We start from the raw sequence: 24,636 nt of genomic DNA on the forward strand, positions 1-24,636 counted from the left end.
TGGTGCTTGGTGAGCAGGCAAAAGAAAAGCCGCAACGCGGGGCGTTGCGGCTTTGATGGGGACTGTGGGGGGCTAGGATGCGGCGGCGGGTGTATCCGTACCTTGGTCTCCGTTCACATCGCTGCGCGATATGAGCTTCGCCCGAAGACCGATACCGCGCAAGGAGCGCGGCGGGCTTTACAGCCCGGCTGCCGCACGCAGTGCGGCAGCTTTATCGGTCTTCTCCCAGCTGAACTCGGGTTCTTCCCGGCCGAAGTGGCCATACGCAGCCGTCTTTTCGTAGATCGGGCGCAGCAGGTCGAGCATCTGGATGATGCCCTTGGGGCGCAGGTCGAAGTGCTCGCGCACCAATTCGGCCAGGCGCTCGTCCGGGACTACGCCAGTGCCTTCGGTGTAGACCGTGATGTTCATCGGCTCGGCCACGCCGATGGCGTACGCCACCTGGATCTGGCACTGGCGCGCCAGGCCGGCAGCCACGATGTTCTTGGCCACGTAGCGGGCGGCGTAGGCGGCCGAGCGGTCCACCTTCGTGGGGTCCTTGCCGCTGAAGGCACCGCCGCCGTGCGGGCAGGCGCCGCCGTAGGTGTCCACGATGATCTTGCGGCCAGTCAGGCCGCAGTCGCCCTGGGGGCCACCGATGACGAAGCGGCCGGTGGGGTTGATCAGGTAGCGGGTGTTCTGCAGCCATTCCTTGGGCAGCACGGGCTTGATGATCTCTTCGATGATGGCTTCGGTGAACGAGGCCTTCATCTTGGTCTGGGTTTCGCTCTGGTCGGGGTGGTGCTGCGTGGACAGCACCACGGTGTCGATGCTGTGGGGCTTGCCGTCCACGTAGCGCATCGTGACTTGCGACTTGGCATCGGGGCGCAGGAAGGGCAGGCGGCCGTCCTTGCGCAGTTGGGCCTGGCGCTCCACCAGGCGGTGGGCGTAGTAGATGGGCGCGGGCATCAGCTCGGGCGTCTCGTCGCAGGCGTAGCCGAACATCAGGCCCTGGTCGCCGGCGCCGGTGTTCAGGTGGTCGTCGGACGCGTGGTCCACGCCCTGGGCGATGTCGTTGGACTGCTTGTCGTAGGCCACCAGCACTGCGCAGCCTTTGTAGTCGATGCCGTAGTCGGTGTTGTCGTAGCCGATGCGCTTGATGGTGTCGCGCGCCACCTGGATGTAGTCCACGTGGGCGTTGGTGGTGATCTCGCCCGCCAGCACCACGAGGCCGGTGTTGGTCAGCGTTTCGGCGGCGACGCGGGAGCGGGGGTCTTCCTTGAAGATCGCATCGAGGATCGCATCCGAGATCTGGTCGGCCACCTTGTCGGGGTGGCCCTCGGACACGGATTCCGAGGTAAAGAGAAAGTCGTTCGCCATTTGAATAAACTCCTGTGTTCCGGCATTTGGGGCGTTGCCCTCACCCCGAAGGAGCTGTGGCGAACGCTTTAGCAGATTTTTTTAACGTCGCCCTGCAAGTTGCTCATTTAACTCAGCGACCCGTTATTTTAATGCCAGTCGTGTTCCGTTTCTTTTCTGTGTTCCCGCTGTGGTTGCTGCACGCCCTCGGCGCGGCGATGGGCTGGGTGGCGTTTGCGGCGTCGCCCACGTACCGGCGGCGCTTTCTGGCCAACGTGGCGCTGGCGGGCTATCCGTTCGGCGCGGTGCGTGCCGCCGTGGCACACGCGGGCCGCATGGTGACCGAGTTGCCCCGCCTGTGGCTGGGCGCGCCCATGCCGTGCCGGCTGGAGGGCGAGGCGTGTGTCGAGGCGGCCTATGCGGCCGGCAAGGGCATCGTGTATCTCACGCCGCACCAGGGGTGCTTCGAGCTGTCGGCCCAGGCGGCCGCGCGCCGCTGGAGCGCCGAGCGCGGCCCCATCACCGTGCTGTACCGCCCTGCGCGCCAGGCCTGGCTGGCCAAGGTGATGGAGACCGCGCGCAACCGCCCCGGCATGCTGGCCGTGCCCACCACGCTGGCGGGGGTGCGCCAGATGATCAAGGCCCTGCGCCGCGGCGAGGCCGTGGGCCTGCTGCCCGACCAGGTGCCGCCCGACGGGCAGGGGTTGTGGTCGCCCTTTTTCGGCCGCGATGCCTACACCATGACCCTGGCCGCGCGGCTGGCGCAGCAGACGGGCGCGGCGGTGGTGCTGGCGCGGTGCGAGCGGCTGTCCTGGGGCCGTGGCTACGTCACCCATTTCGAGCCGCTGCCGGCGCCGCTGTCGGCCGACATGGACCAGGCCTTGCTGCAGATCAACCAGGCCATGGAACACCTCATCCGCCAGTGCCCCGAGCAGTACCTGTGGGGCTACGCCCGCTACAAGCAGCCCCGTGCCGAGGCCGCGCCGCCGGCTGCACCGGCTCCGGAGACCGCAGCATGACCGGCCGCCTGGGCGTGTGGTTCATGCGGGTGCTGGCACTGCTGCCGCTGCCGGTGCTGCGGGGCCTGGGCTGGCTGCTGGGGCAGGTGGCCTTTGTGCTGGCGGCGCCCCGGCGGCGGGTGGCGCTGCGCAATCTGGCGCTGTGTTTTCCGGACTGGACGGAGGCGCGCCGCCGCGCGGTGGCGCGGGCGAGTTTCGTGGCGTTCTGCCAGACCTGGCTCGACCGCAGCTGGCTGTGGGCCGCGCCGCGCGAGGTGGTGGAGCGGCGCGTCGTTCTCACCGGCGCCATCCACGAGCTGGAGGGCGACACGCCCACCATCCTGTTCGCGCCGCATTTCTACGGCATGGATGCGGGCGGCCTGGCGTTGCCGTTGCATTCCAGCCGCGCATTCACCTCCATCTTCGCCACCCACCCGGACCCCGCCGTGGACGCCTGGTTCATGGCGGGGCGCCAGCGTTTCGGCGATGTGCGCATGCTCAACCGGTCTCACGGCGTGAAGCCCATCATCGCCAACCTGCGCCAGGGCGGCCTGCTGTACCTGCTGCCCGACATGGACTATGGCCGCAACGATTCGGTGTTCGTGCCGTTCTACGGCGTGACCACCGCGACCATCCCGTCGCTGTCGCGCTTTGCGCGGCTGGGGCGTGCCAAGGTGGTCGGGGTGTATTCGCGCATGACGCCCACCGGCTACGTGGCCGAGGTCTCGCCCGCGTGGGCGAACTTCCCCACCGACGACGTCGATGCCGACACCGAGCGCATGAACCGCGAGCTGCAGGCCGTGATCGACACCATGCCCGAGCAGTACTACTGGGTGCACAAGCGCTTCAAGACGCGGCCCGAGGGCGAGCCAGGCTTGTATTGATTCCCCACTGAGCCGCTTGCGGCGTCTTCCCCCTCCGGGGGCCGCCACCCGTGGCCTGGCAGAGCCGGTTCCACGGTGGCACTGGCCTGGGGTGCGCCAGTGGGCAAGATGGCAGATGCTCACGAAAATGGCCGCTGGCGCTTGTCTGCCAGGCGCTGGCAGCTATCAATTTGATTGCAAAAACCGGCGCAGCTCCAGCGCCACGCGCTCCGGGTGCTCGTGCACGACCCAGTGCGAGGCCTGCTCCACCTTGTGGATCTGCAGCTGCGGTATCCAGCCCGGCAGTCCGTCCAGCAGACCGGGCAGCAGGGCCGGGTCGTCCATGGCCCAGAGCACCAGCGTGGGCACGGCGATCGTGAGCATGGACTCGGGCAGTGTGATCGCTTGCGCGCCGGGCTCCCCGTCCCGCGGCGGGCGGATGGGGCTGGCACGGTAGTAGTTGCACGCGCCCGTCAGGCCCTGCTGCCACAGCGCGCGGTACTGGGAGCGCACGCTCTCGGTGAGCCACGCCGGGGCGCGGCCCTGGGGGTCGTCGAAGAAGCCGAACAGGCGGCGGAAGTCGTTCTCGGCCAGCAGGGCTTCGGCGTCCGGCCTGCACAGGAAGTGCATGTACTGGCTGGCGGCCTGCTGCGCCGGGTTGTGCGCCAGCTCGCGCACGAAGGCACCGGGGTGCGGCGAGTTGACGATGGCCAGGCGCTTCATCAACTGCGGTTGCTGGTTGGCCAGGTTCCAGGCCACGGCGCCGCCCCAGTCGTGCGCCACCAGGCATTCGAGCGGTGCCTGGGGCGACTCGGCGGCGATCAGGGCCACCAGGTCCTGCACCAGGTGCTTGGCGCGGTAGGCCTCGACCTCAGCGGGGCTGCTGGAGGCGCCGAACCCCCGCAGGTAGGGGGCGATGCAGCGGTAGCCGCCGTTCTCCGGCCGGGCAAAGTACGCCAGCTGCTCGTCCCAGATGAAGGCGCCTTCGGGGAAGCCGTGCAGAAACAGCAGCACGGGCCGACCGGCCACGCCGCTCACGCGGCAGTGCAGGGTGATGCCGTGGGGCAGGGCGACGGAGCGGGTCTGGATCATGGCGCTATGAATTGAATAGCTGATAGCGCCCGTTGGATCAGCGCTAAGGCCTAGTTTTGCTGAGAATCCTCAAGCGCATCCGACGTGGCGCGGGCGGTGGCGGGGCCATCGGCAGGCAACGCGGCGGGGGCGCCGGGCTGCACCGGGTGCGCCCACTGCCACAGCAGCTGGGCAACCTCGTCCACGCCCTGCTTCTTGAGGGCCGAAAACATCATCACATCTCCGCCCGCCGCGTTCAGTCGCGTAATCGACAGGACCCTGGCTTGCTCGGAGCGTGTGAGCTTGTCCGCCTTGGTCAGCACGATGAGGAATTTGAGGCCTTCCTCGACGCGGGGGCGCAGCACTTCGAGCAGCGCCTCGTCCAGCTCGGTCAAGCCCAGGCGCGGGTCGCACAGCAACACGATGCCCGTGAGCCCGGGGCGGCTGACCAGGTAGTTGACCATCACCTGCTGCCAGCGCAGCTTGTCCGAGCGCGACACCTTCGCGTAGCCGTAGCCGGGCAGATCCGCCAGCACCGCATCGGTCACGCCGTGCTTGCCCAGCGAGAACAGGTTGATGTGCTGCGTGCGCCCCGGCCTTTTGGAGGCAAACGCCAGCTGCTTTTGCTGGGTGAGCGTGTTGATGCAGGTGGATTTGCCCGCATTGGAGCGGCCCACGAAGGCGATCTCGGGCACGTGGATGGGCGGCAGGTGGTGCAGCTGGGCGGCCGTGGTGAGGAACCTGGCCGTGTGCATCCAGCCCATGGCGATCTTCGCGTCGGGTGCGGGCGGGAGGGAGCCAGCAACTGGCGCAGTGGGGGAGGTCGTCATGGAGTATTGGGTTACGAGAGAGCCTCATTGTAGAATCGCGAGGTTTTTGCGCCCATAACATAGACCCTCGATATGAAGTTGCTTGCCTCCTTGTTGACAGCTGCCGCATTGGCAGCACCTGTTTTCTCGGCCTTTGCAGCGGGGGAAGCTCCTGCGGCACCGCCCAAGGCGGCCAAGCCCGATCTGGTCAAAGGCGAGGCCAGCTTCACGGCTGTGTGTGCAGCCTGCCATGGCGCCGATGGCAACTCTGCCATCGCAGCCAACCCCAAGCTGTCGCAGCAGCACCCTGAGTACCTGGTCAAGCAACTGCAGGAGTTCAAGTCCGGCAAGCGCAACGACCCCGTCATGAAGGGCTTCGCCTCGGCGCTGTCGGACGAGGACATGAAGAACATCGCCTACTGGGTGACCTCCAAGACCGCCAAGCCTGGTTTCGCAAAGGACAAGGAACTGGTCTCGCTGGGCGAGCGCATCTACCGCGGCGGCATCGCCGACCGCAACATCGCCGCCTGCGCCGGCTGCCACAGCCCCAATGGCTCCGGCATCCCGGCCCAGTACCCCCGCCTGTCGGGCCAGCATGCAGACTACACCGTCAAGCAGCTGGTGGAGTTCCGCGAAGGCAAGCGCGCCAACAGCATCCAGATGACGCAAGTGGCCGCCAAGCTGAACGACAAGGAAATCAAGGCCGTGTCGGATTACATCGCCGGCCTGCGCTGATTGATCCTCGTCAACCCACGGCGGCTTTTTTAAGGGCGCCGCACGGAACCTACCGCCAATAACAACCCCAAAAAGGGCGGGTCCATCGCACGGATGGCCCCGCCCTTTTTGCTTTCCACTTCCCGCGCCTCGCAGCACCCGCTCTTTCTCCTCTTCATCCATGTCCGACAACACCCAGGGCCTTCGCGTCCAGTCTGGTTCAGCAGCCCTGCGCGCCGGGGTCGAACTGCTGTCCTCCATGCGGTTCGCGATCTCGCTGCTGACGGTGATCTGCATCGCTTCGGTGATCGGCACGGTGCTCAAGCAGCATGAGCCGGCGGTCAACTACGTCAACCAGTTCGGGCCATTCTGGGCCGAGCTGTTCGGCGCCATCCAGCTCAACGCGGTGTACAGCGCCTGGTGGTTCCTGCTCATCCTGGCGTTCCTGGTGACCAGCACCTCGCTGTGCATCGCGCGCAACACGCCCAAGATCCTCACGGACCTCAAGGTCTACAAGGAAAACATCCGCGAGCAGAGCCTCAAGGCCTTTCACCACAAGGCCGAGGCCGACCTGAACGAGTCGGCCGAAGCCGAGGCGCGCCGCATCGGCACCATGCTGGCCGGCGGCGGCTGGAAGGTGCGCCTGCAGCAGCGCGACACGGCGGCCGGCCCGGGCACCGGCTGGATGGTGGCCGCCAAGGCGGGCGCGGCCAACAAGCTCGGGTACATCGCGGCGCACAGCGCCATCGTGCTGGTGTGCCTGGGCGGGCTGCTGGACGGCGACCTCATCGTGCGGGCCCAGATGCTGCTGGGTGGCAAGACGCCCTACCAGGGCGGTGGCCTGATCGCCGACGTGAAGCCCGAGCACCGCCTGTCCGAGCGCAACCCCACGTTCCGGGGCAACCTGCTCGTGGCCGAAGGCACGCAGTCGAGCACGGCCATCCTGAACCAGTCCGACGGCGTGCTGCTGCAGGACTTGCCGTTCGCCATCGAGCTCAAGAAATTCATCGTGGAGCACTACTCCACCGGCATGCCCAAGCTGTTTGCCAGCGAGATCGTCATCCACGACAAGGCCACGGGCGAGAAGACCCCGGCGCGCGTCGAGGTGAACCACCCGGCCAGCTACAAAGGCATCGAGATCTACCAGTCGAGCTTCGACGACGGCGGCTCGCACCTGAAGCTGCGTGCCGTGCCCATGGTGGCGGGTGCCAAGCCGTTCGACATCGAGGGCGTGGTGGGCAACTCCACCGAGCTCACCAACAAGGGCGGCGGCCCGGGCAGCGACAAGCTCACGCTCGAATTCACCGCGCTGCGCACCATCAACGTGGAGAACTTCGCGGGCGCCGGCCCCGGCAGCACGGGCGTGGATGTGCGCAAGGTTGACCTGCGCGAATCGGTGGAGTCGCGCCTGGGCGCGGCCAACAAGACGGTGACCAAGAAAGAGTTGCGCAACGTGGGCCCCAGCGTGAGCTACAAGCTGCGCGACGCCGCAGGCCAGGCCCGCGAATTCCACAACTACATGCTGCCGGTGGACACCGGCGATGGCGCGCCCGTGTTCCTGCTGGGCGTGCGCGAGACACCGTCCGAGCCGTTTCGCTACCTGCGCGTGCCGGCCGATGACAGCGGCAGCATGGATGGCTTTTTGCGCATGAAGGCCGCCCTGGCCGACCCGGAGGCCCGCGAGGTGGCCGTGCGCCGCTATGTGGCGCAGGCCATCGATGCCTCGCGCCCCGAGCTGGCCGAGCAGCTGCGGCAGTCTGCATCCCGCGCGCTGGCGCTGTTCGCGGGCCGGGGCATGGTCGATGGCAAGCCCACCGGCGGCCTGCAGGCCGTGTCGGACTTCATGGAAGCCAACGTGCCCGAGGCCGAGCGCGCGCGTGCTGGCGAAGTGCTGGTGCGCATCCTGAACGGCACGCTGTTCGAGGTGGCGCAGCTGTCGCGCCAGCGCGCCGGCCTGCCGCCGCTGCCGCAGGATGAAAAGACCCAGGCCTTCATGACGCAGGCGGTGCTGTCGCTGTCCGACGCGCAGATCTACCCCGCACCGCTGGTGTTCGAGCTCAAGGACTTCACGCAGGTGCAGGCCAGCGTGTTCCAGGTGGCGCGCGCCCCGGGCAAGAACATCGTCTATCTGGGCTGCGCCTTGCTGATCCTGGGCGTTTTCGCCATGCTCTACGTCCGCGAGCGCCGCGTATGGGTCTGGCTCGCCCCCCGCGACGGTGATGGCACGCGCAGCCACGCCGTCATGGCCCTGTCGACCAATCGAAAAACCATGGACGGCGACCATGAGTTCGTCCAGCTTGCACAGAAACTGATCGGGGCCACCAAGGCCCCGGAAGGCACCGCATGAACACCGCCACCCGCAACACGACCACCGTGATCACCCTGAACGAGGGGTTCTTCGCCCGCCGCAACTGGTTCGACTGGCTGTTTGCCGCCATCGTCGTGGCAGGGGGGCTGTATGCGCTCCAGCGCTACGGCAGCTTCATGGATGTGTACGAGAAGGGTATCCTGCTGGGCGCCATCCCGTGCACCATCTGGCTGTGCTGGTTCTGGCGCCCGCTGCGCGCGCTGCTGCTGGTGGTGGCGGCGGTGGCGCTGATGGCCATCGGCCTGTACCAGCAGGACGGCGCGGGCAGCCTGGCGCGTGCCGACACGGTGTTCGGCCTCAAGTACTTCCTGTCCAGCCAGTCCGCCATTTTGTGGATGAGCATGCTGTTCTTCATGAGCACCATCTTCTACTGGGTGGGCATGTTCTCGCGCGGCGAAGGCCGCACGATGAGCCTGCTGGGCTCGCGCATCGCCTGGGTGGCGGTGGCCATGGCGCTCATCGGCACGCTGGTGCGCTGGTACGAGAGCTACCTCATCGGCCCGGACATCGGCCACATCCCGGTGAGCAATCTTTACGAGGTGTTCGTGCTGTTCTGCTGGATGACCGCAGCGTTCTACCTGTACTACGAGCAGCAGTACGACACGCGCGCCCTGGGCGGCTTCGTGATGCTGGTGGTGAGCGCGGCGGTGGGCTTTCTGCTCTGGTACACCGTGGTGCGCGAGGCGCACGAGATCCAGCCCCTGGTGCCGGCCCTGAAAAGCTGGTGGATGAAGCTGCACGTGCCCGCCAACTTCATCGGGTACGGCACCTTCGCGCTGGCTGCCATGGTGGCCTTTGCCTACCTGATCAAGCAGCAGGCCACCGAAACCCGCTGGTACAAGCTGGCCCCGCTGTGGCTGCTGGGCGTGGTGCTGTGCTTCGAGCCCATCGTCTTCCGCCAGGGTGCCACCGAGAACGGCGGCAGCTACTGGATGGTGTACTTCGGCATCTCCGCGCTCATCGTCGCGGGCATCCTGCTGGGCCGCAAGCGCATCGCGGCGCGCCTGCCGTCGTTCGAGATCCTGGACGACGTGATGTACAAGTCCATCGCCGTGGGCTTTGCGTTCTTCACCATCGCCACCGTGCTGGGCGCCCTGTGGGCGGCCGAGGCCTGGGGCGGCTACTGGAGCTGGGACCCGAAGGAGACCTGGGCGCTGATCGTCTGGCTCAACTACGCGGCCTGGCTGCACATGCGCCTGATGAAGGGGCTGCGGGGCACCCTGTCGGCCTGGTGGGCGCTGGTCGGCCTGGCGGTGACCACGTTCGCCTTTCTGGGCGTGAACATGTTCCTGTCGGGGCTGCACAGCTACGGCACGCTGTAAGAAGAACGCCGGGGCGCCATTCCCCGGGGTATGGCGTGGTGCGAGCGGGGCGGTGGGGTCGGCGCGATGGAAACTATTGCGTCTTCGGTGTAACCTGAGCGGTACAGGGAACGAACTAGCAGTTGTTCTGCTCTATCGTCACACTGTTTCAACCCGAGAACACCGGAGACCGCCATGCTGATCCCGCCCCGCGACAAAGGCTTCAACCACCCGCACTCCTCGGAGATCACGCCGCGCTCGGTCTACGAGGACCGGCGCCAGATGCTGCGCCTGATGGCCGGTGGTGCCGCAGGCGCTGCCCTGGCGGCCTGGGCAGGGCGCGAGGCCATGGCGCAGGCGGCGGCAGTGCCCAAGCCCGGCAAGCTGGCCGCGCTGGCCAGCACCCGGTCGACGGTGGCCGGGGCGGTCACCATGGAAAAGCTCACCGACTACAAGGACGCGAGCACCTACAACAACTTCTATGAATTCGGCACCGACAAGGCAGACCCTGCCCGCAATGCCCACACCCTGAAGACCACCCCCTGGACGGTGGAAGTCGAGGGCCTGGTCAAGAAGCCGGGCAAGTACAGCATCGAAGACCTGCTCAAACTGAGCGCGCAGGAAGAGCGCATCTACCGCCTGCGCTGCGTGGAGGGCTGGTCCATGGTGGTGCCGTGGGTGGGGTATTCGCTGGCCGAGCTGATCAAGCGCGTGGAGCCCCAGGGCAGCGCCAAGTACGTGGAGTTCGTGACGCTGGCCGACAAGGCGACCATGCCCTTTGTCGGGTCCCGCGTGCTGGACTGGCCGTATGTGGAAGGCCTGCGCATGGACGAAGCCATGCACCCGCTCACGCTCCTGAGCTTCGGCATGTATGGCGAGGTGCTGCCCAACCAGAACGGCGCGCCGGTGCGCTTGGTGGTGCCGTGGAAATACGGCTTCAAAAGCGCCAAGAGCCTGGTCAAGATCCGCTTCGTCGAGAAGGAGCCAGGCACCGCCTGGAACAAGGCGGCCAAGCAGGAGTACGGCTTTTACTCCAACGTGAACCCCGAGGTCGACCACCCCCGCTGGAGCCAGGCCACCGAGCGGCGCATCGGCGAAGACGGCCTGTTCGCCAAGAAGCGCAAGACGCTGATGTTCAACGGCTATGAAGCCCAGGTCGGCCAGCTGTACGCGGGCATGGACCTCAAGAAGTTCTACTGAACCTGGGTGCGCCGGGCAGGGCCACTGACCTGCGCCTACTCGGCCATCCACCGCCCCCCGACTTCACGCTTTCACGCCGATCCCCAGCCTGGGCACCCCATGCGAAAACTCCTGCTTCATCCGGCCGCCAAGCCTGTGGTGTTCGTGCTGTGCCTGTTGCCGCTGGCCTGGCTCGTCTACGCCACGGCCACCAACCAGTTGGGCGCCAACCCCGCCGAGGCACTGATCCGCGCCACCGGCGACTGGGCGCTGCGCGCGCTGTGCCTGGTGCTGGCCGTGACGCCCGCGCGCGTCATCACCGCTACGCCGCAGTTGGCGCGGTTTCGGCGCATGCTGGGATTGTTCGTGTTCTTTTACGCCGTGCTGCACCTGCTGAGCTACGCTTGGTTCGACATGGGGTTCGATCTGCCGGACATCCTGCGCGACATCGCCAAGCGGCCTTTCATCCTGGTGGGCTCGCTGGCGTTGCTGCTGCTCACGCTGTTGGCCGCCACGTCGTTCAACCGTGCCATCAAGGCGATGGGCGGCAAGCGCTGGCAGGCGCTGCACCGCACGGTCTACGTCGTCGCCGGGCTGGCCATCCTGCATTTCTTCTGGATGCGCGCCGGAAAGAATGACTTTGGTGAAGTGGCCGTGTACGCCGCCATCCTGGCCGCGTTGCTGGGGTGGCGCCTGTGGCAGCGGCTGCGCAAAAGCAGGGCGGCGCGTGGTGCCGCGGTGCAGGCATCACCTGCTGCCGCACGGACGAGGTAGTGGCAGGTCCTTGCACCCAATGCTATTGAATTAATAGCTACTATCGCTTACCAGGCAAGCGGTAGCCCCTTTTTTTATTCACAACAGGTAGCCGTCTACCGCACAGGCTGGGCGCGCATCTGCCGGCTGACCGGGTCGATGTAGGCCTTAGGGATCTGGTAGGCACGGTCATCGAAGAGATCGATGCCGCACATCAGGTTCTCGATCCAGTCGAAGAAGTCGCCAATGGCCTTCTTGCCCATGATGGGAGCGCCATGCTGCGGCACCAGCATGGAAATCTCCAGCTTCCGCGCCATCTGCGTCCACAGCCGCAGAATCTTGTTGGAGACCATGTAGCGGCGATGGAACCCTTCCATGCGCGGGATGTGGGGCTTGAGGTCGGTAACCGGCACGCGCGCTTCGGCCCCCGACATCATCGACACCCCCAGGTCGCCCGTGAACAGGATGCGGCTGACCGGGTCGTAGAAGTGGAAATTGCCTTCGGAATGCATGAAGTGCGCCGGCAACAGCACCAGCTCATGGCGCCCCAGCGGCAGGTGGCCGCCGCTGTCGGGCACGCCGATCACGCGGTTTTCGGTCTTGCCGACCTTGGTGAAGTGGGGGGCGAACCGCTCCCACACGCGCGAGATCACCAGGTCCGCCTTGGTGCTGGTCATCCAGCGGTCCAGCGAAGCGATGATGTCCGGGTCCGCGTGGGATGCAATCAGGTAGGACAGCTTGTGCGGGGGGAAATGCTTGGTCATCCCCATGAACAACTCGTTGAAGGCCAGGTTCCCGCCCGGGTCGATGATGGCGCCCGTGTCGTCGTCCACGATCAGGAATTGATTGGCCTGCACGGCCTGGCCGTCTTCCTCGATCAGGTCGGTGAACATCAGACAAGCATGGTTCTTGTCGCGGTAGAGTTCCAGGGCCATGGCCATCCTGCAGTGCAATAAAGCACCGAATCTACGATGGCCCCTTCGCAACGTCCTTGATGGAAATCAAGGGTCAGAGGATTGATGCGCAGCGGCTGGCGCGGCCGCTGCTGGCGCTTCAGCGCGGTTCGGAGGCGGCGTCGGCAGGCGCTGCTGCAGCGGGCGGCACCGATGCGCTGGGGGTGCTGTTGTCGACGCTGCTCCCGGTGCGGTCCCTGTTGGGCGTCAGTGTTTCAGGCAGAGTGGCCCGCTGCGCGGCCGCCGGACCCGTGGGCAAAAACAGCGGCCCCCGTTGACCACAACCGACAAGGGCTGCCGCACTGGCAGCAAGGACAAGCGTCCTGACTAGAATTTGGGAAGCTTTCAACATGCGCAAATTGTAATGACCGACCTTGAATTTCTCGACCACGCCGAAAAACTGCTTCTCGCCGTCGAGCGCAGCTGTGATCGCATCAACGATGACACGGACGCCGATGTGGATGCGCAGCGGTCGGGCGGCATGGTGACGCTGACCTTCCCCAACCGCACCCAGATCGTGATCAACCTGCAACGGCCGCTGCACGAAGTATGGATGGCCGCCAAGTCCGGTGGCTACCACTACAAGTTTGACGGCACCGCCTGGCAGGACACCAAGGGCGCCGGCGACTTCTTCGCCTGCCTGACCCGTGATGCCACGCAGCAGTCCGGGATGGCGCTGCAGTTCACCGCCTGACGGGAAACTTTTCCTGATAGCAAAAGCAGGACATAGGAAGCAGCAGCAGCAGCAGCCCGCTTCGCTGAATGCAGGCGCTTCTGGCTGGCGGCCGTTCGCTGTCCGGCCACCAGTCCTTCGGGGAGTGCTCCGGGACTGTCAGTTGCGGAACAGATCGAGGATGCGGTTTCGCTCTTCGGTAGGCGGTGGTGCGTGGGGGGCCGCACCTGCGGGCGATGCGGCAGACCGGTCGTCCAGCCCCACATTCGCGACGCCTGCATTGCGGGCGTATTCTTCATAGAACCACTCGCCGCCCACGTTCACGACGCCTGGCGGCACCTTGGCCTCCATGACCGGCACGCCCTTGAGCGCCCGCTCCATGAAGCTGATCCACACCGGCAGGCTCAGGCCCCCGCCGGTTTCGCGGCTGCCCAGGTTGCGCGGCGTGTCGTAGCCGATCCAGGTGACTGCCGCGACGGTGGGCTGATAACCCGCAAACCACGCATCCACCGAGTCATTCGTCGTACCGGTCTTCCCATACAGGTCCGGGCGCTTGAGCGTGGCCTGCGCGCGGGCCGCCGTGCCAGAGCGCGTGACCTCCTGCAGCAGGCTGTTCATGATGAACGCATTCCGGGCGTCGATGGCGCGGGGTTGCTCGCTGGTCTCGGGTGGCGTGGTTTCTGAGATCACACGGCCCTTGTGGTCGGTCACCTTCGCGATCAGCCAGGGGTTCACGCGGTAGCCACCATTGGCAAACACGGAATAGGCGGTCGCCATCTGAAGCGGGGTGACCGACCCGGCACCCAGCGCCATCGTCAGATACGCCGGGTGCTTTTCCGCATCGAAGCCAAAGCGCGACACCCATTCCTGGGCCGTCTTGGGGCCGACCGCCTGCAGGATGCGGATCGAGATCATGTTCTTGGACTTGGCCAAGCCCGTGCGCATGCTCATCGGGCCGTCGTACTTGCCGTCGTAGTTCTTGGGCTCCCAAGGCTGGCCGCCAGTGGTGCCCGCATCGAAGAACAGCGGCGCGTCGTTGATGACGGTGGCGGGCGTGAAGCCTTTTTCCAGCGCCGCGGAGTAGATGAAGGGCTTGAAGCTCGAGCCCGGCTGGCGCCATGCCTGCGCTGCATGATTGAACTTGTTCTTGTCGAAGTCGAAGCCGCCGACCAGAGCGCGAATTGCGCCAGTGCGGGGGTCCAACGCCACGAGAGCACCTTCCACTTCAGGGAGCTGCGTGATCTCCCAGGCATTCTTGGGCGTCTTCACCACGCGGATCACCGCGCCACGCCGGATCTTGATGTTGGGCGGCGCCTTGTCGCTCAGGCCGGACTGCGCCGGCTTGAGGCCGTCGCCGGTGATTTCGAGGGTGTCGCCGTTGGCACGCGCCGCAACAATCTTGCGGGCCGACGCCTCCAGCACCACCGCAGAGAGCACGTCGCCGTTGTCGGGGTGGTTGGCCAGCGCATCGTCGATGGCGTCTTCCACCTCTTGAGCGCTGGCGGGCAGGGCCACGAACTTTTCAGGGCCGCGGTACTGCTGGCGCCGCTCGTAGTCCATGATGCCGCGGCGCAGGGACGTGTATGCGGCCTCCTGCTCTGCGGCATTGAGGGTGGTGTACACATTGAGGCCGCGGGTGTAGGCCTCGTTGCCGTACTGCGTGAAGATGAGCTGGCGGGCCATTTCTGCCACGTACTCTGCATGCACGCGCGTGTTGTCGGGGCCCGAGCGGATCTTGAGCTCTTCCTTCTTGGCCGCCACGGCTTCTTCGGCGGTGATGAAGCCGTTCTCCTGCATGCGCTCGATGATGTAGAGCTGCCGCGAACGGGCGCGCTTGGGGTTGCTGATCGGGTTGTAGGCCGAAGGAGCCTTGGGCAAGCCGGCCAGCATCGCAGCTTCTGCAATCGATACTGATTTCAATGGTTTGCCGAAATAGGCCTCGGACGCCGCGGCAAAACCATAGGCTCGATTCCCCAGATAAATCTGGTTCATATAAATCTCGAGAATCTGATCCTTTGTCAATAAATGCTCGAGCTTGAACGTGAGTAAGATTTCGTAAATTTTGCGAGTAAATGTTTTTTCCGACGACAGATAAACATTCCGCGCCACCTGCATTGTGATAGTCGAGGCGCCCTGGCTCTTCACGCGGCCGAGATTGGCCAGGCCTGCGCGCACGACACCCTTGTAGTCGACCCCCCCGTGCTGGAAGAAGCGGGCGTCCTCGATGGCGAGCACCGCGTCTTTCATGACCGTGGGGATTTCCTTGATGGGTGTCAGGTTGCGGCGTTCTTCGCCGAACTCGCCCAGCAAGGCTCCCTCGGAGGAGTAGACCCGCAAGGGCAGCTTGGGGCGGTAGTCCGCCAGGTCAGAGATGTCGGGCAGGTTGGGATAGGCCACCGCCAGGGCGACTGCAATGGTCAGGGCCAGCCCGAAGGCGCCGGCCAACGCCAAGCCTGCAGTCCAGGCGAAGGCAAGAAAGATCCAGCGAAGCCAAGTGGGGCGAGCGCGAGGGGCGGGGGAGTCCGACTTGTCGGAAGGCTTCGATGGAGAGGGCGACATATCGCTCCGAGGGGGTAAGACCGCCCATTATAAAAAATGCGTGTCCCTGGAAGGGGAAATCCTGTGTTCATGTAGTCCGATCGCCCGCCGAAAGGTGGGAAGTCGCCGCTGAACGGTGTTGCGCAGGGACTGAAAATCGTCTGCTTTTGGCAACGCTCCAACAACGTTACACGGGGAAAAATCTTTGCTGGAGAAGTACCTTACTGATAGCATTCATGTGAAGTGTTAAGTTTTGTTGCCTCGTTTTGGCAAGTTTTAGGGGACCAATCTTGAGCTCAATGGGGTCTTTGTTCAATCGCCAGTCGGCGCCGCTGCTGGGAATCGACATCAGCTCCTCCAGCGTCAAGCTGGTGGAGCTTGCGCGCGACAAGTCCGGCGCACTGGTTCTGGAGCGTTGTGCTATCGAGCCACTGGAGCGCGGATGGATCACTGATGGCAACATCGATAAGTTTGACGAAGTGGCCGACGCCTTGCGTCGACTAGTCAAAAAAAGCGGAACGCGTACGAAAAACGTGGCACTGGCCTTGCCTCCGTCAGCAGTTATCACCAAGAAGATCACTTTGCCTGGGGGGATGACTGAGCAGGAGTTGGAGGTCCAGGTCGAATCTGAGGCAAACCAGTACATCCCCTTCTCGCTTGACGAAGTAAGTTTAGACTTCTGCGTCATAGGACCCAGCAAAAATGCCCCCGGCGATGTGGATGTTCTCATTGCTGCCTCGCGTCGAGACAAGGTGCAGGACCGTCAAGGTTTGGCCGAAGCCGCCGGACTGAAACCCGTGATTGTTGATATTGAATCCCACGCTTCCAGACTCGCTGCTGGTCGTCTTATCGAAGGCCTGCCAAACAAGGGCATCGATGCCATGGTGGCCTTATTCGAAGTCGGTGCTCTCACGACCAGCATGCAGGTGATACGCAACGAAGAGGTTCTGTACGACAGGGATCAAGCCTTCGGCGGCGCGCAGCTCACGCAGTTGATCGTTCGCCAATACGGATTTTCCATGGAAGAGGCAGAGGGCAAAAAGCGAAGCGGTGACCTGCCAGAAGACTACTCGCCTGTCGTACTTCGCCCGTTTGTAGAGAGCATGGCGCAGGAAATTGGTAGAGCACTTCAGTTCTTTTTTACAAGTACTCCACACAACCGAGTCGACCATATTTTGCTGGCCGGTGGCTCTGCGCCGTTGCCTGGTCTCACTGAAGCTGTCACGCAACAATCAGGCTTCGCTTGCAGTGCGGTGAATCCGTTTGATGGAATGGAAATAGGAAGTTCCGTCAGGCTGAAAAAAATGGTGCGTGAGGCGCCTTCTTATCTGACCTCATGCGGTCTTGCGATGCGGAGGTTTTTGCAGTGATTCTAATTAATCTACTTCCACATAGAGAGGCTGCTCGCAAGCGCAGAAAAGAGGCTTTTCAAGCCACGATGTTTGCATCATTTCTGATCGGCCTAGCAATAGCAGGTGGAATCTATTGGTGGTTTCAGTTGATGATCGCTGATCAGCAGCAAAAGAATAACTTCATACAGGCCGAAATAAAAATACTCGAAGGCCAGATTAAGGAAATTGCGACTATCGAGGATGAAATTGCTTCACTGCGTGCTAGGCAGAAGGCTGTTGAAGACCTGCAGTCAGATAGAAACCTTCCCGTACATTTGCTGAACGAATTGGTTAAACAATTGCCTGATGGCATTTACCTAACGGCCCTCCGACAGTCCGATCAGACTGTCTCGCTGCAGGGTATAGCTCAATCGAATGAACGTGTGTCGGAGCTTTTACGGAATATTGCTAATAATACCCCATGGTTCACAAAGCCGGAGCTACTGGAAATTGTTTCGAGCAATGTCGCAGTGGGTACGCGTGATCAGCGAAGAGTGGCCTCGTTCAATATGAAGTTCCAATTGGTAAGAGCAAGCGAAGCGCAAAAGGCTATCGATGCGGCAGGTGCCGGCGCTGCGAGCATTTCTGCTAGGGAGCGACTGAAATGAGAGAGTCCAAAAAGAAGTCTATTGAGTATGCGCAAGTTCTTAGTGACATATCGCGTCAATTTCGAAATCTAGATTCTAAGGATCCGTCGCTCTGGCCGTTTTTGCCTAAAGTATTTTTGTGTCTTTTTATAGCTGTGGCTGTCTCTGTGGTTTGTTGGTATGCTTTGCTGTCTGATTATGAGGTGGAGCTTGACACTGTGCGGGCGAAAGAGGTTGTTCTGAAGGAAGATTATCAAAAGAAATTGATTAAAGCAGTTAGCCTGGATGAGTTAAAAAAGCAGCGTGAGCAAATTCAGCAATACGTCATACAGTTGGAAAAGCAGTTGCCTAGCAAAGCAGAAATGGCAGCTCTTTTGTCAGATATTAACCAAGCAGGACTGGGGCGCAGCTTGCAGTTTGAATTGTTTCGGCCTGGGCAAGTTGTCGCTCGAGATTATTATGCGGAACTTCCTATATCGATACGTGTGAATGGCAGATATCACGACATGGGTGCCTTTGCTTCAGATGTGGCTAATCTTTCAAGAATCGTTACGCTAAATAACATGGTGATATCCCCTGCCGCGCGTGACAGTGGTAGTCTGGTGATGGAAGCTACAGCGAGAACTTTCCGTTATCTGGATCCGGACGAGGTGCAAGCGCAAAGAAATGCTGGAGGGAAGAAGTGATGGCCCGGATCTATACCTTTGTAACTCTGGCGGCCTGTTTGGCGATCGGAGGATGTATTCCTACCGGAGAGGACGAATTAAAGGTGTGGATGGCAGAGCAGCGTGCTACAACGAAGCCTCGCGTGACTCCATTGACGGAGCCGAAAAAATTCTCTCCAGAGAGATACACTGCTGACGGTAATACTGAGCCTTTCAGCCCAGTGAAGTTGGTGCAGGCACTCCGTCGAGATTCGGTTCAGCTTGCATCGAACGCTGCATTGATTGCTCCCGAAATGACTCGGAGGAAAGAGCCTCTCGAAGCTTTTCCATTAGATGCAATGACAATGGTTGGTAGCCTGAATAAAAACGGTTCTATAGTTGCGCTTTTGAAAGTTGATAATCTGCTCTATCAAGTCCGAAAAGGCGATTATATCGGGCAGAGCTATGGGAAAATAACCGGGATTACTGAGTCTTCTATTGGTCTTCGAGAGATCATTCAAGATCCGAGCGGTGACTGGATTGAGCGCAGCACCGCTCTAGAATTGCAAGAGGGGAAGAAATGAAACAGCATGGTATGGTTTTGGTGAAATTATGTCGTGTCCTCTGTCTTGGGGCATTCGCGGCGCTACTGTCGACCTTTGCGAATGCGCAGAATACCATTAATGCTATTAGCAGTAGTATTCAGGGTGGAGTGGAGGTTGTGCGAATTGAACTTCAAGATGCGCCTAGTGTTTTGCCCACTGGATTTGCAGTACAGGCGCCAGCTCGCATAGCGTTAGATTTTAATAATATGTCGAGCTCGACAGGTAAAACTTTGTACGAGGTGAATTCTGGAAATATTAAATCCATTAACCTTGTGCAGGTAGATAACCGTGCTCGGATTGTTGTGAATCTCAAGACGCCGACTTCTTACAGGGCAGATATCGTTGAAAAATCTGTGGTGTTAACGCTTGGCTCCGCACAAGGCTCCGTATCTTTTGCTCCTCAAGCTTCACCTGCTATGGAACTTGGCGATAACCAAATTTTACCGCTAAAGGACATTGACTTCCGCCGCGGAAGTGACGGGTCTGGAAGAATCGTAGTGGGCTTGAGTACCAGCAATACGGGTGTTGATATACAACAAAAGGGGAAGGGCCTGACAATCGATTTCCTGCGCTCTTCGCTTTCAGAGGGACTTCGGCGGAGGCTGGATGTCGCCGATTTTGGCACTCCTGTGCAGTCCGTTGCCACCACAGTTGTTGGTGACCGCGTGCGGATGAGTATTGAGCCGATTGGTGATTGGGAACATAGTGCATATCAAAGTGATACTCAGTTCGTGGTTGAAGTTCGCCAAAAGAAGATTGACGTTACGAAAATCACCCAGGGTCCGGGATTTTCTGGGGAGAAGCTGTCTCTGAATTTTCAAAGTATAGAAGTTCGCTCGTTGCTTCAGGTTATTGCTGATTTTACGAATTTTAATATTGTTACTTCCGACACTGTTACCGGGACTCTGACGCTGCGCCTGAAAGATGTACCTTGGGACCAAGCTCTGCAAATCATTATGGATGCAAAGGGTTTGGGGATGAAGAAGACGGGAACCGTGTTATGGATCGCCCCTAAAGATGAAATTGATTCGCGTATAAAGAAAGATTTTGAAGCAGCCCAGTCAATTCAGAAGATTGAGCCGTTGAGAACCCAAGCTTATCAGTTAAATTATGCTAAGGCTGCGGATATCCTCACGCAATTGGCTAGCTCTGGTGGGAGCGGTAGCGGAACGTCGACACGGTTCCTATCTGAGCGTGGAAGTGCGATTGCGGAGCCAAGAACTAACCAGTTATTTGTGACAGATACCGCAAGTAAGTTGGAAGAGGTGAGGCAGCTTTTACTAAACTTGGACGTGGCAGTTCGACAAGTTTTGATCGAGGCACGTATTGTTGAAGCGCGGGACTCGTTTGGCAGGTCTCTGGGTGTGAGGCTGGGCGGCGCAGATTTGCGCGCCAATCGTGGTGGCGACGGCGGCTACGGTCTTGGAGGCAACAACAGAGTGGCATTCGGTAGTTCCTACGAAAACGCAGTATCATCCAGCGGTGCGGGTGGGACTACAAATGCCAACGCAAACTTTGTTAATCTTCCTGCCAGTCTCTCTAACGTTAGTACTGTAGGCAGTTTTGCTCTGTCAATTTTCAATTCTGCAGCTAACCGTTTTCTCACGTTGGAGCTCTCAGCTATGGAGGCCGATGGTAAAGGACGGATTGTTTCAAGTCCGCGCATTATTACTGCGGATCAAACGAAGGCGCTTATCGAGCAAGGGACTGAGTATCCTTACTCGATTACTGCTCCAAACGGAGCTACCACGCTTGCTTTTAAGAAGGCAGTATTGAAACTTGAAGTCACACCGCAAATAACTCCGGAGGGTAACATCATATTGGACCTTGATGTCAATAAAGATAGTCGCGGGGAGACTACTACCCAGGGTGTCGCTATTGATACTAAGCATATAAGGACTCAGATATTGATAGAGAATGGCGGAACAGTGGTTATTGGCGGGATTTTTGAAATGGAGGAAACCAACCAGGAGAATAAGGTGCCGTTGATCGGCGACGTTCCAGTGGTTGGCAACCTATTTAAGAGTCGTACCAAGGAGTCAACCAAGCGTGAAATGCTTGTATTTATCACTCCGAAAATAATTTCCGAGAACGCTACGAGAAGATAACCAATACTGGTGAATATGATGAACACACTTCTTAGAACTTTCATTGTTGTCGCTTCGGCGATTCTGGTCGCTTGTGGCGGTGGTGGCAGCGGCGGTGGTGAGCCTACTGGCCCGTCTGCTAAGCTACGCATTTATCCTCCAGTTGAATCGATTAGCTTGCCGGTTGGTGCTAGTGGATCAGCGGGTGTCGAAGTTCGTGGCGGGCGGGGCCCCTACACAGTTACCACTTCTGATGGAGCTGTGCAAGTTGGGTTGAGTGAGGATAATTTTCTATACGTCGCTGGCACCAAAGCGGGTACGTCGGAGGTTGTCATTTACGACACCAGTTTGCCTGTACAAACGGTCAAGGTTTCTGTTACCGCGCAGGTGGTGCCGATATCAAGTAATATAGGTACGGCTATTAACCTTGCACCAGGGCAGTCGCAACAAGTTACTATCCGAGGGGGTGTCGGTCCCTACGGCGTGACAACTACAGACGCCAGTGTAGCTACTGCTAGTGTTTCCGACTCAAGTGTTGTTATCACAGCTCAGCCGAAATCTGGTATTGCAACCATTTCAGTGGTTGACAGTCTGGGATCAACCTTTAGCATTCAGGTTACTGTTGCTATATCTACCATGAGCGTAAGTCCGGCTACGATTACGGGTCCTGCTGGAACTAGCAGCAGCATTTCCATTAGAGGTGGCATTGCCCCTTACGCGGTGAGTTCAACGAATAGTGCTGTTGCATCGGCATCTGTGTCTGGCTCCAGCGTGAGCGTCAATCTGCTCTCCTTGGGCACCGCATCCATTAGTGTATCGGACAGCACAGGGCAGTCGATCATCGTATCTGTCACTGTTAATAGTGATACGCTCAGGGTCGCACCTGCAAATCAGGAAGTTCCAGAAAAAGGAAATGCCTCTTTGACTTATCTAATCTCCGGGGGAACTGCTCCGTACACGCCCCTGATCAGCGTCGCAGATTCGGCGTTTGCTACAGTGACTGTTGTCGGTTCAACATTGACTGTCGGCGCACCTGGTGCCAATCGATGTGTGACTGCGGATAGGGTAGTGCCCATCGATATTTACGATTCTAAACTTATCAAGCAGACTGTGACCATGACCATCAAAGATGGTGGCGCTGCAATCCCATGTCCCTAAATCGGCGTTAAATCAGAAAAAGCCAATCTTCGGATTGGCTTTTTGTTTTTGGAAATTAATAAATTTAAGGATTGATTGGTATGATAGAGCGAGTTCCTGTCCTGCTTGAAAAATCTGGTTATGAAATATTAATTGGCGCGGATATTTTTTCGCAAATATTATTGAAATCGCTTTTGGGTTCAGTGAGTGATTGTGTAATTGTGACAAACGAGACCATTGCTGCACTGCATCTTGATAATTTGCGTAACAGGCTTGCAGGCCATGGAAGTAGTGTTAAAATTATTATTTTGCCGGATGGTGAGTCATATAAAAATACGGAGTCTTTGTGGAAAATATACGATTCATTAATCAGTTGGGAGTGCGATCGTAAAACCGTACTTTTTGCTTTGGGCGGGGGGGTTGTTGGGGATATTGCCGGTTTTGCTGCCGCTACGTACATGCGCGGGATTCCCTTTGTACAGATTCCTACCACGCTCCTAGCTCAGGTTGATTCGTCCGTCGGTGGGAAAACGGCAATTAATCATCCTCAAGGCAAGAATATGATCGGTGCCTTTCACCAGCCCAAACTGGTGATTTGCGACCTTTCTACCCTTGATACATTGCCTCCACGAGAAATGAGTGCCGGCCTGGCCGAGATTATCAAGTACGGGCCTATCGCCGACATGTCGTTCATGAAGTGGCTTGAGAATTCCGTCGAGGCGGTGCTTGGCAAAGATCGGAAAGCGCTTGCATACGCAGTTCGTCGGAGTTGCGAAATCAAGGCCGGGGTGGTTGGTCAGGATGAAAAGGAGTCCGGGCTTCGCGCCATATTGAACTTCGGCCATACGTTCGGACATGCCATCGAGGCAGGGCTTGGGTACGGTGTATGGCTTCATGGTGAAGGTGTAGGGGTCGGCATGGTCATGGCAGCAGAGCTCTCATGTCGACTGGGATTAGTGGATCGATCGTTTGTGGAGCGCCTGACGTCTCTAATTACGCGCGCTATGTTGCCAACAATTGGGCCAATAATTGACGCGAATGACAATGCTGGCCGCTATCTCGAACTTATGCGCGTCGATAAAAAATCTGAGGCTGGCGAGATTCGTTTTGTTGTAATTGATGGCCCAGGCAATGCAACGTTGCGAACGGCGCCTGATGCTCTCGTGAGGGAGGTCATTGACGCATGTTGTGAGCCCAGGTCATAGAAGTGTCATATTCGCTTCGTCCACCCTCGTGGGTTCTCATATCTTGTCTTATCACTTAGCGCGCCTTGCTCCCTACGCTTGCGATCCGGCTTCGACGCGCGGACGTCGCTATCCCGAACTGCCGGCCCTCACACGCACGGACTACCAGCGCGACCGGGATCGCATCGTGCATTCCACCGCGTTCCGCCGGCTGGTCTACAAGACCCAGGTGTTCCTGAACCATGAGGGCGACCTGTTCCGCACGCGCCTGACGCATTCGCTGGAGGTGGCGCAACTGGGCCGTTCGATTGCGCGATCGTTGCGCATCAATGAAGACCTGGTCGAGGCGATTTCTCTGGCGCACGACCTGGGCCACACGCCGTTTGGGCATGCCGGCCAGGACGCGCTGCATGCCTGCATGCTGGAGCATGGCGGTTTCGAGCACAACCTGCAAAGCCTGCGGGTCGTCGACAAGCTGGAAGAGCGCTACCCGCAATATGACGGGCTGAACCTCACTTTCGAAACACGCGAAGGCGTTCTCAAGCATTGCTCCCGCGTGTATGCCGAGCAGCTGGAAGCCGTGGAGCCCCATGGCGTCGCAGCCCGGTTTCTGCGCCGCGAGCAGCCGAGCCTGGAGGCGCAGTTGTGCAATCTGGCGGACGAGATTGCCTACAACGCGCATGACATCGATGATGGCGTGCGCTCGGGATTGATATCGATGGCGCAGTTGCAGGACGTGCCATTGTTCGAGCACTATCGGGTGGCCGCCATCGCCAGCTTCCCGGACCTGGCGCAGCCCTCCAGCCAGCGCCGGCTGTTGTACGAAACCATCCGGCGCATGCTGAGCGACCAGGTCTACGACGTGATCGACACCACGCAAGCCGCCATTGATCGCGTGGCCCCCGACAGCGTCGATGCCGTGCGCCGTGCGCCGGCCTTGGTCATGTTCAGTGACGCCATGCGCGAGCGCTCGCAGGTGCTCAAGCGCTTTCTGTTCAAGAACTTGTACCGCCACCCGCAGGTGATGGAGACCACAGGCCTGGCGCAGCAGGTGGTGCGGGACCTGTTCGCCGCGTACACCGCGTCCCCCCAGGAAATGAAAGCCGCCTTCGCCGAGCAGGCGTCGCTGGACGAGGGGCCTCTGCGGGCCAGGGCGGTGGCCGATTTCATCGCGGGCATGACGGACCGCTTTGCGGCGCGAGAACACGATCGGTTGACAGGGCAGCGTCTCCTGTCCGCGTGAGTGGTACGGCGGCGACGGGGCCGCAATGGCACGGTGCAGCCCGCAGGACCGCAATCTCAATGTCAAGATCGGGCGTCCCTCGCCTTTTGCTGGGCCGGTGTGCAACCGTGATGGCGCCGTGCGCCGCGCCGCGCGGCGCGGCCGGTGCGTTCATGGAGTTGGAGCCACCGCCGAGAAAAGGCACACCGGTAAAATCAGGC

Annotated in this window: 22 protein-coding genes and 1 pseudogene; 17 read left to right on the forward strand and 6 right to left on the reverse strand. The window is 60.6% G+C overall.

Annotated features, from left to right (window positions below):
- Nucleotides 1-177: 177 nt before the first annotated feature.
- Nucleotides 178-1,359, reverse strand: a complete 1,182-nt coding sequence (metK, locus tag ACIGHN_RS04945) for a methionine adenosyltransferase (protein ID WP_056415287.1) — start codon at nucleotides 1,357-1,359, stop codon at nucleotides 178-180.
- Between the two features lie 131 nt (nucleotides 1,360-1,490).
- On the opposite strand from metK, the gene ACIGHN_RS04950 reads away from it, so the two are divergent.
- Together ACIGHN_RS04950 and ACIGHN_RS04955 are read left to right on the forward strand one after the other, a co-directional pair.
- Nucleotides 1,491-2,357, forward strand: a complete 867-nt coding sequence (locus ACIGHN_RS04950; protein WP_056415289.1) for a lysophospholipid acyltransferase family protein — start codon at nucleotides 1,491-1,493, stop codon at nucleotides 2,355-2,357.
- Nucleotides 2,354-3,220 carry a lysophospholipid acyltransferase family protein gene (locus ACIGHN_RS04955; RefSeq protein WP_396503489.1) on the forward strand — a complete coding sequence of 289 codons (867 nt, stop codon included), beginning with the start codon at nucleotides 2,354-2,356 and terminating at the stop codon, nucleotides 3,218-3,220. Before ACIGHN_RS04950 ends, ACIGHN_RS04955 begins: the two co-directional genes overlap by 4 nt.
- Before the next feature lie 165 nt (nucleotides 3,221-3,385).
- Here the strand turns inward: ACIGHN_RS04955 and ACIGHN_RS04960 are convergent, their stop codons facing one another.
- Nucleotides 3,386-4,291, reverse strand: a complete 906-nt coding sequence (locus ACIGHN_RS04960; RefSeq protein ID WP_396503490.1) for an alpha/beta fold hydrolase — start codon at nucleotides 4,289-4,291, stop codon at nucleotides 3,386-3,388.
- A 50-nt stretch (nucleotides 4,292-4,341) separates the two neighbouring features.
- Nucleotides 4,342-5,100, reverse strand: coding sequence for a ribosome biogenesis GTP-binding protein YihA/YsxC (gene yihA / locus ACIGHN_RS04965; protein WP_396503491.1), 759 nt, complete (start codon nucleotides 5,098-5,100; stop codon nucleotides 4,342-4,344).
- Between the two features lie 72 nt (nucleotides 5,101-5,172).
- On the opposite strand from yihA, the gene ACIGHN_RS04970 reads away from it, so the two are divergent.
- The 5 genes from ACIGHN_RS04970 to ACIGHN_RS04990 all read left to right on the forward strand — a co-directional run bounded on the left by ACIGHN_RS04970 (nucleotide 5,173) and on the right by ACIGHN_RS04990 (nucleotide 11,415).
- On the forward strand, nucleotides 5,173-5,814 hold the full coding sequence (locus ACIGHN_RS04970; RefSeq protein WP_056415302.1) for a cytochrome c: 642 nt from the start codon (nucleotides 5,173-5,175) through the stop codon (nucleotides 5,812-5,814).
- 160 nt (nucleotides 5,815-5,974) lie between these two features.
- Entirely contained in the window at nucleotides 5,975-8,140 is a 2,166-nt protein-coding gene (locus ACIGHN_RS04975; RefSeq protein ID WP_396503492.1) for a cytochrome c biogenesis protein ResB, read from the forward strand.
- The gene (gene ccsB, locus ACIGHN_RS04980; protein ID WP_396503493.1) at nucleotides 8,137-9,483 is read left to right on the forward strand and encodes a c-type cytochrome biogenesis protein CcsB; all 1,347 of its coding nucleotides are present in this window, start codon (nucleotides 8,137-8,139) and stop codon (nucleotides 9,481-9,483) included. Before ACIGHN_RS04975 ends, ccsB begins: the two co-directional genes overlap by 4 nt.
- Nucleotides 9,484-9,657: 174 nt before the next feature.
- On the forward strand, nucleotides 9,658-10,662 hold the full coding sequence (gene msrP, locus ACIGHN_RS04985; RefSeq protein ID WP_056415311.1) for a protein-methionine-sulfoxide reductase catalytic subunit MsrP: 1,005 nt from the start codon (nucleotides 9,658-9,660) through the stop codon (nucleotides 10,660-10,662).
- Between the two features lie 99 nt (nucleotides 10,663-10,761).
- Complete coding sequence (locus ACIGHN_RS04990; RefSeq protein WP_396503494.1) at nucleotides 10,762-11,415, forward strand: sulfite oxidase heme-binding subunit YedZ; 654 nt, start codon at nucleotides 10,762-10,764, stop codon at nucleotides 11,413-11,415.
- A gap of 95 nt (nucleotides 11,416-11,510) precedes the next feature.
- Here ACIGHN_RS04990 and ACIGHN_RS04995 read toward each other — a convergent pair whose 3' ends face one another.
- Entirely contained in the window at nucleotides 11,511-12,329 is an 819-nt protein-coding gene (locus ACIGHN_RS04995; RefSeq protein WP_396503495.1) for an MBL fold metallo-hydrolase, read from the reverse strand.
- Nucleotides 12,330-12,388: 59 nt separating this feature from the next.
- Here ACIGHN_RS04995 and ACIGHN_RS05000 point away from each other — a divergent pair, with 59 nt between their 5' ends.
- On the forward strand, nucleotides 12,389-12,625 hold the full coding sequence (locus ACIGHN_RS05000) for a hypothetical protein (RefSeq protein WP_396503600.1): 237 nt from the start codon (nucleotides 12,389-12,391) through the stop codon (nucleotides 12,623-12,625).
- Between the two features lie 5 nt (nucleotides 12,626-12,630).
- On the opposite strand, the pseudogene ACIGHN_RS05005 reads toward ACIGHN_RS05000, so the two are convergent.
- Nucleotides 12,631-12,699: pseudogene (locus ACIGHN_RS05005) on the reverse strand (hypothetical protein); the annotation flags it as partial.
- A 12-nt stretch (nucleotides 12,700-12,711) separates the two neighbouring features.
- Between ACIGHN_RS05005 and cyaY the strand changes: the two are divergent.
- Nucleotides 12,712-13,041, forward strand: coding sequence for an iron donor protein CyaY (gene cyaY, locus ACIGHN_RS05010; protein ID WP_396503496.1), 330 nt, complete (start codon nucleotides 12,712-12,714; stop codon nucleotides 13,039-13,041).
- A gap of 138 nt (nucleotides 13,042-13,179) precedes the next feature.
- Here cyaY and ACIGHN_RS05015 read toward each other — a convergent pair whose 3' ends face one another.
- Nucleotides 13,180-15,579 carry a penicillin-binding protein 1A gene (locus ACIGHN_RS05015; protein ID WP_396503497.1) on the reverse strand — a complete coding sequence of 800 codons (2,400 nt, stop codon included), beginning with the start codon at nucleotides 15,577-15,579 and terminating at the stop codon, nucleotides 13,180-13,182.
- 269 nt (nucleotides 15,580-15,848) lie between these two features.
- Here ACIGHN_RS05015 and ACIGHN_RS05020 point away from each other — a divergent pair, with 269 nt between their 5' ends.
- From ACIGHN_RS05020 to ACIGHN_RS05055, 8 genes are all read left to right on the forward strand, one after another.
- A complete protein-coding gene (locus tag ACIGHN_RS05020) occupies nucleotides 15,849-16,928 on the forward strand; it encodes a pilus assembly protein PilM (protein WP_396503498.1) in 1,080 nt (359 codons plus the stop codon).
- Complete coding sequence (locus tag ACIGHN_RS05025; protein ID WP_396503499.1) at nucleotides 16,925-17,557, forward strand: PilN domain-containing protein; 633 nt, start codon at nucleotides 16,925-16,927, stop codon at nucleotides 17,555-17,557. Before ACIGHN_RS05020 ends, ACIGHN_RS05025 begins: the two co-directional genes overlap by 4 nt.
- The gene (locus ACIGHN_RS05030; RefSeq protein ID WP_396503500.1) at nucleotides 17,554-18,222 is read left to right on the forward strand and encodes a type 4a pilus biogenesis protein PilO; all 669 of its coding nucleotides are present in this window, start codon (nucleotides 17,554-17,556) and stop codon (nucleotides 18,220-18,222) included. The genes ACIGHN_RS05025 and ACIGHN_RS05030 overlap by 4 nt, the downstream gene beginning before the upstream one ends.
- Entirely contained in the window at nucleotides 18,222-18,764 is a 543-nt protein-coding gene (locus ACIGHN_RS05035) for a pilus assembly protein PilP (protein ID WP_396503501.1), read from the forward strand. The genes ACIGHN_RS05030 and ACIGHN_RS05035 overlap by 1 nt, the downstream gene beginning before the upstream one ends.
- Nucleotides 18,761-20,893: a type IV pilus secretin PilQ gene (gene pilQ, locus ACIGHN_RS05040; protein WP_396503502.1), complete on the forward strand. Its 2,133-nt coding sequence runs from the start codon at nucleotides 18,761-18,763 to the stop codon at nucleotides 20,891-20,893. The genes ACIGHN_RS05035 and pilQ overlap by 4 nt, the downstream gene beginning before the upstream one ends.
- Before the next feature lie 18 nt (nucleotides 20,894-20,911).
- Entirely contained in the window at nucleotides 20,912-22,030 is a 1,119-nt protein-coding gene (locus ACIGHN_RS05045; protein WP_396503503.1) for a hypothetical protein, read from the forward strand.
- Nucleotides 22,031-22,110: 80 nt separating this feature from the next.
- On the forward strand, nucleotides 22,111-23,214 hold the full coding sequence (gene aroB / locus ACIGHN_RS05050) for a 3-dehydroquinate synthase (protein WP_396503504.1): 1,104 nt from the start codon (nucleotides 22,111-22,113) through the stop codon (nucleotides 23,212-23,214).
- A gap of 43 nt (nucleotides 23,215-23,257) precedes the next feature.
- Entirely contained in the window at nucleotides 23,258-24,436 is a 1,179-nt protein-coding gene (locus ACIGHN_RS05055) for a deoxyguanosinetriphosphate triphosphohydrolase (RefSeq protein WP_396503505.1), read from the forward strand.
- Nucleotides 24,437-24,636: the final 200 nt, after the last annotated feature.

The sequence above is a fragment of the Acidovorax sp. NPDC077693 genome, from assembly GCF_044542805.1.
Classification (GTDB): Bacteria; Pseudomonadota; Gammaproteobacteria; order Burkholderiales; family Burkholderiaceae_C; genus Acidovorax.

Excerpts from the sequence above, each read along its gene's own strand:
- ACIGHN_RS04995 (WP_396503495.1), bottom strand. The coding sequence starts at position 12,329 with ATGGCCCTGGAACTCTACCGCGACAAGAACCATGCTTGTCTGATGTTC.
- ccsB (WP_396503493.1), top strand. The coding sequence starts at position 8,137 with ATGAACACCGCCACCCGCAACACGACCACCGTGATCACCCTGAACGAG.
- msrP (WP_056415311.1), top strand. The coding sequence starts at position 9,658 with ATGCTGATCCCGCCCCGCGACAAAGGCTTCAACCACCCGCACTCCTCG.
- yihA (WP_396503491.1), bottom strand. The coding sequence starts at position 5,100 with ATGACGACCTCCCCCACTGCGCCAGTTGCTGGCTCCCTCCCGCCCGCA.
- ACIGHN_RS04975 (WP_396503492.1), top strand. The coding sequence starts at position 5,975 with ATGTCCGACAACACCCAGGGCCTTCGCGTCCAGTCTGGTTCAGCAGCC.
- pilQ (WP_396503502.1), top strand. The coding sequence starts at position 18,761 with ATGAAACAGCATGGTATGGTTTTGGTGAAATTATGTCGTGTCCTCTGT.
- ACIGHN_RS04955 (WP_396503489.1), top strand. The coding sequence starts at position 2,354 with ATGACCGGCCGCCTGGGCGTGTGGTTCATGCGGGTGCTGGCACTGCTG.
- aroB (WP_396503504.1), top strand. The coding sequence starts at position 22,111 with ATGATAGAGCGAGTTCCTGTCCTGCTTGAAAAATCTGGTTATGAAATA.
- ACIGHN_RS04960 (WP_396503490.1), bottom strand. The coding sequence starts at position 4,291 with ATGATCCAGACCCGCTCCGTCGCCCTGCCCCACGGCATCACCCTGCAC.
- ACIGHN_RS04950 (WP_056415289.1), top strand. The coding sequence starts at position 1,491 with ATGCCAGTCGTGTTCCGTTTCTTTTCTGTGTTCCCGCTGTGGTTGCTG.
- ACIGHN_RS04970 (WP_056415302.1), top strand. The coding sequence starts at position 5,173 with ATGAAGTTGCTTGCCTCCTTGTTGACAGCTGCCGCATTGGCAGCACCT.
- ACIGHN_RS05015 (WP_396503497.1), bottom strand. The coding sequence starts at position 15,579 with ATGTCGCCCTCTCCATCGAAGCCTTCCGACAAGTCGGACTCCCCCGCC.
- ACIGHN_RS05000 (WP_396503600.1), top strand. The coding sequence starts at position 12,389 with ATGGAAATCAAGGGTCAGAGGATTGATGCGCAGCGGCTGGCGCGGCCG.
- ACIGHN_RS04990 (WP_396503494.1), top strand. The coding sequence starts at position 10,762 with ATGCGAAAACTCCTGCTTCATCCGGCCGCCAAGCCTGTGGTGTTCGTG.
- ACIGHN_RS05035 (WP_396503501.1), top strand. The coding sequence starts at position 18,222 with ATGGCCCGGATCTATACCTTTGTAACTCTGGCGGCCTGTTTGGCGATC.
- ACIGHN_RS05045 (WP_396503503.1), top strand. The coding sequence starts at position 20,912 with ATGAACACACTTCTTAGAACTTTCATTGTTGTCGCTTCGGCGATTCTG.
- metK (WP_056415287.1), bottom strand. The coding sequence starts at position 1,359 with ATGGCGAACGACTTTCTCTTTACCTCGGAATCCGTGTCCGAGGGCCAC.
- ACIGHN_RS05030 (WP_396503500.1), top strand. The coding sequence starts at position 17,554 with ATGAGAGAGTCCAAAAAGAAGTCTATTGAGTATGCGCAAGTTCTTAGT.
- cyaY (WP_396503496.1), top strand. The coding sequence starts at position 12,712 with ATGACCGACCTTGAATTTCTCGACCACGCCGAAAAACTGCTTCTCGCC.